Source organism: Streptomyces sp. NPDC036815 (assembly GCF_055609205.1).
This window is the reverse complement of the sequence record NZ_JBVJPW010000047.1, coordinates 1-3,896: the sequence shown is the minus strand read 5'-3', so window position 1 is coordinate 3,896 and position 3,896 is coordinate 1. Positions and strand designations below refer to the sequence as shown.

The following is a 3,896-nucleotide window of genomic DNA, read 5'->3' as shown; positions in this document are numbered from 1 at the left end:
GGCGCTGGTTCTGGCCGATGCGGTCACGGAGAAGTTCGGTGGCGACAGCGTGCCCGAGACCCGGCGCAACGTGCGCTCCTACCTCGACAACCTGCGGATCCGGTGACCGGCGCGGCCCCGCGACCGCAAGCGCGACGACGGGCTGAACACGGGGCCGGCCCCGCCTGGTTCCGTCCTGCTCTCTCCCGCTGAACAGGCCGAACGAAGTGCGGCGCCGGCCGTGTTCCGAGGCCGTCGCGGCAATGTCAGGCGGCTTCCCTGCTCTGCCGGTCCATGAGGTGCCGCAGGACCAGCCACTCCCGTATCTCCCACGAGTGCCCCGACGAACAGCTGATGCTGCTGCCCGCCCCGGCGCTCGCGGTGTGCTGCTGCGGCGAGGTGTCGATCGTTCCCGGGCAACTGTCCACCACGCACTGCCTGGTGAGGGAGCGGTGGTCTCCGTGGTCGGGCTCGATGACCCGCAGCAGTTCGACGTGGAGTTCCTGGATCTCGTCCGCGAAGTCCGCTGCCGGGGGCTGGACCACCAGCCACTCCAGGTGGAGCAGGAGGAAGCACGTCAGGTGGGGGACGGAACGGGCCGGGGCCGGAAGGCCGAGCTCGTCCGCCGTGTAACCCGCCCACGCCTCCAGGATGGCGAGGATGTTGCTCCTCGCGTCGAGCGCGGCGACGTTCAGGTGATCGCGCTTGCGGCTCCCGGAGACCTTGGTCGGATTGCGCCGCCGAGAGGTCGCCATGACGTGGTGCAGGCCCTCTTGGTGCAGTCCGGGAAGGGCGCGCAGGTTGCGTTCCAGCTTTCTGACGCAGGGGTCACAGAGGACGGGCCCGTCGGCCGCGCGCAGTTCCTGTCCGTGGCTCCGCGAGCATGAATGACTCTCCATTGCTTTGAATCTCCTTAGAAGGCATCGCCTTGATGGCCGTTGGTTCTGGTCAGGGAACTCTGTTCTCGGCGGTGTGCTCGATGCGGAAAGTGATGAACTCGGCGGGCCGTACGGTGGCGAGGCCGACGTCGAGGGTCAGTCGGCCGCCCGCCCTGCCCTCGCCGCACTCGACGTGGAACGCCTCGGCCGCACAGCCGCCGCGCAGCGCCCCCTGGCGCCACAGCCCCCGCAGGAACGTCACGGCGGACTGGCGTACCAGCGCCCGTACTTGGGCGGTGTCGGCCTCGAAGGCGGCCCACCGGGTTCCCCGGGCGAGTGAGGCGCGGGCGTGGTTCACCAGGCGGCGCACGCCGAGGTCCGCCCAGTCCGGTTCGGCGGACAGCGTGCGCGCGCCCGTCACACGGATGCCCTGCCCCGGCACGAACCGGAGGCAGTTCACGCTGAGATCGTTGATCGTTTCCCGCCCGTCGGCGGACATCTCCCACTCCTGCTTCACCACCCCCACCAGGGCGCCCACGGGGGCCGTATGCACACCGCGCTCGATGTCGACGCGACAGCACAGCCCGGACACGTGCCCCGAGGGCGGCACCAGGCGTTCCCTGCCGTCGGCCGCGGTCACGGTGATCCACGGGTAGTGCACGGCGGCGAACTGGGCGTCCGGCTCCGGCAGTTCGAACGGTATGCGCACCTCGGCGGGGGCGACGCCCTGCCGGGTGTGGAGCAGTGCGACCCGGTTGCCGACGCGGCCGCAGTGCTCGGCGACCGCCCGTGCGACGGCGTACGCGTCGCCCTCCACCCGCCACAGGTCCGGGGTCACCACGAGGGTGACCTCCGGAAGGCATGCCAGCTCGGCGAGAGCGGACCGGTAGGCGCCGACGCGGTCTCCGCCGTCGTCCGTCCCGAGGACCCAGGCCCCGCCACCACCGTTGCGGAAGTGGCCGAGCACGGCGTCGTGGACGAAGGAGGGCGACGCCTGGTCGGCCGTCGTACGGGGTGAGAAGGCCTCGATGAACTCCTGCGGGTGGCGGACGAAGACCGGCCTGCCCGGCAGCCCGGGGGCGTCCCCGACGAAGGCGGCCACCGAGGTGTGCAGCCCGCGGATGACGGGCGCCCCGAGACCCGCCCCCCGTCCGCTGTCCGCGTCCCGCAGGAGCCGGGCCGGACCGAACGGCCCGGTGGTGCCGATGGCGCGCGGGTGATGCGGCTGCCGTGGGGACATGCGGACTCCTCGGTCACGACGGGAGGACGGGCGGAAGGGGACGGCAGGGGGCGGGGTGTGCTCCGGTCGGCCGTCAGCTTCCGGGGGTGAGGACCAGGGCCGAGGTCTCCATGGGGAGGTGGACGGTGCGCTCGATGGACAGCCCCGAGGCGGCCGCCAGTTCGCGGTACTCCGCGGCGGAGCGCTGGTGGCCGCCGTTGACGACCATCAGGTGGAGGTCCCACAGCGGGGCGAGCAGTCCGGCCTTGCCGTCCTGGACGACCATCTCGATGATCAGCAGGCGGGAGTGCGGGGCCATGGCCGCGCGTACGTTGCGCAGGAGGCGTATGCAGTCCTCCGCGGACCAGTCGCCGAGGACGCGGGACAGCAGGTAGGTGTCGGCCCCCTCGGGGAGCGCGGCGTCGAACATGTCCCCGGCGACGAGATCGGCGCGGTCGGTGCCCACGGTCTTCTCCAGGTGCGCCCTGGCGATGGGGATCGTGTGCTCCAGGTCGATGAGCGTGCCGCGGGCCTTCGGCGCGGCGCCCAGGACGGTGGCGAGGAGCAGGCCGCTGCCGCCGGCGATGTCCACGACGTGCTGGTCGGCGGTGAAGTCGATGTGGTTCGGGACCGCGTCGAAGGCGAAGTTGTTGGCCTGGGCCTTCATGGCGCGCTGGAAGCGCTCGGCGGCGTCGGCGTCCTCGCGCAGGTAGCCGATCAGGGACTTCCCGTACGTCTTCTCGAAGCCGGTCCTGCCGGTCCTGAACGTCTCGATGGAGTTGCCCCAGGCCTGGTAGAACTCCTCGCCGTAGAGCAGCGACACGTCGCGCAGCGATCCGGGCTGATCGCGGAGCACCTCGCCCACGGCCGTGTTGCGGTAGCCCTCGCTCTCGTCCCCGTCGACCACGTCCAGGCGCAGCAGCAGCCGGAGCAGGCGCCGGACGGCGTCCTCATCCGCGCCGGCGGCTCGGGCCAGGTCGGCCGGACCCGTGTGTCCCGCCGCGATCAGATCGGGCAGCCCCAGCTTGACCGCGGCGTAGACGGCCTGGGTGTGCCAGGCGGCGGTGACGAGGTCGATGGCGGCGCGGGCGGCCGGCCGGGGGGTGTTGTCGGGGGTCATGATCTCTCTCCATACGGATGGTGGGTACGGGGCGGACGTGGCGTCGCTTCGACGGTTCAGGAGGGGATCCAGTCCCGCTTGATGTGGGGGGTCTCGATGCTCAGGGCGCGCATGTGCTCGATGGGGTTGGTGTATTCGCGGCTGGCGGCGATCTGCCCGTCGCGCAGGGTGAAGCCGTGGATGAAGTGGTTTCGGTAACGGCCTTCGGGATAGCCGGGGAACCGGATGGTTCCCTCGCCGTCGCACTCGACCCAGATGACGGCCGGGTCCTGGGTCTCGTAGATCTGCACGTCGAACCACTCCCAGTCGGGAAGCACCTCGAGGGAGAGCTCGCCGTGCCGCTGGAGCTTCTCGCGGCCCTGGACGGTGATGGGGCGGCCGATGTCGGTGTTGAACAGGGACGCGGTCCCGTCCTCGGTGTAGAGGGTGTAGCGGCGCAGCCGGGCCTCGGGGCCGATCTCCATGTACTGCTCCACGGCCCGCCGGTTGCGGGCGCGCAGCTCGAGGTGGTTGGTGAACACCGGGGCGGACGCGGCGGGTTCGGCGGACGGTGACGTGGTCATGATCTCTCCGGACGGAAGGCCTACAGGGGCGGGACGGACGACGTGGTTCAGGGCTGGAGGCGGGTGGGGTGCCAGCCGGTGGTGGTGCGGTCGTAGCGCAGGCGTTCGTGGAGGCGGTCGGTGCCGTTGGCCCAGAA

Annotated in this window: 5 protein-coding genes; all 5 read right to left on the bottom strand. The window is 71.3% G+C overall.

Annotated features, from left to right (window positions below; all coding sequences use genetic code 11):
* Positions 1 to 245: 245 nt before the first annotated feature.
* Positions 246 to 878 carry a hypothetical protein gene (locus ACZ69I_RS38945; protein WP_470837252.1) on the bottom strand — a complete coding sequence of 211 codons (633 nt, stop codon included), beginning with the start codon at positions 876 to 878 and terminating at the stop codon, positions 246 to 248.
* Between the two features lie 49 nt (positions 879 to 927).
* Positions 928 to 2,097, bottom strand: a complete 1,170-nt coding sequence (locus tag ACZ69I_RS38940) for a phage tail sheath family protein (RefSeq protein ID WP_470837250.1) — start codon at positions 2,095 to 2,097, stop codon at positions 928 to 930.
* Positions 2,098 to 2,170: 73 nt separating this feature from the next.
* Positions 2,171 to 3,196 carry a methyltransferase gene (locus ACZ69I_RS38935; protein ID WP_467678700.1) on the bottom strand — a complete coding sequence of 342 codons (1,026 nt, stop codon included), beginning with the start codon at positions 3,194 to 3,196 and terminating at the stop codon, positions 2,171 to 2,173.
* A gap of 56 nt (positions 3,197 to 3,252) precedes the next feature.
* Positions 3,253 to 3,759 carry a PhzA/PhzB family protein gene (locus ACZ69I_RS38930; protein ID WP_467678703.1) on the bottom strand — a complete coding sequence of 169 codons (507 nt, stop codon included), beginning with the start codon at positions 3,757 to 3,759 and terminating at the stop codon, positions 3,253 to 3,255.
* Between the two features lie 47 nt (positions 3,760 to 3,806).
* Positions 3,807 to 3,896: pyridoxine 5'-phosphate oxidase C-terminal domain-containing protein (locus ACZ69I_RS38925; RefSeq protein ID WP_467678739.1), on the bottom strand; the 90-nt coding region annotated here is incomplete at its 5' end.

Bases quoted from the DNA above. Each gene is read 5' to 3' on its own strand.
- ACZ69I_RS38945 (WP_470837252.1), bottom strand. From the start codon at position 878: ATGGAGAGTCATTCATGCTCGCGGAGCCACGGACAGGAACTGCGCGCG.
- ACZ69I_RS38940 (WP_470837250.1), bottom strand. From the start codon at position 2,097: ATGTCCCCACGGCAGCCGCATCACCCGCGCGCCATCGGCACCACCGGG.
- ACZ69I_RS38930 (WP_467678703.1), bottom strand. From the start codon at position 3,759: ATGACCACGTCACCGTCCGCCGAACCCGCCGCGTCCGCCCCGGTGTTC.
- ACZ69I_RS38935 (WP_467678700.1), bottom strand. From the start codon at position 3,196: ATGACCCCCGACAACACCCCCCGGCCGGCCGCCCGCGCCGCCATCGAC.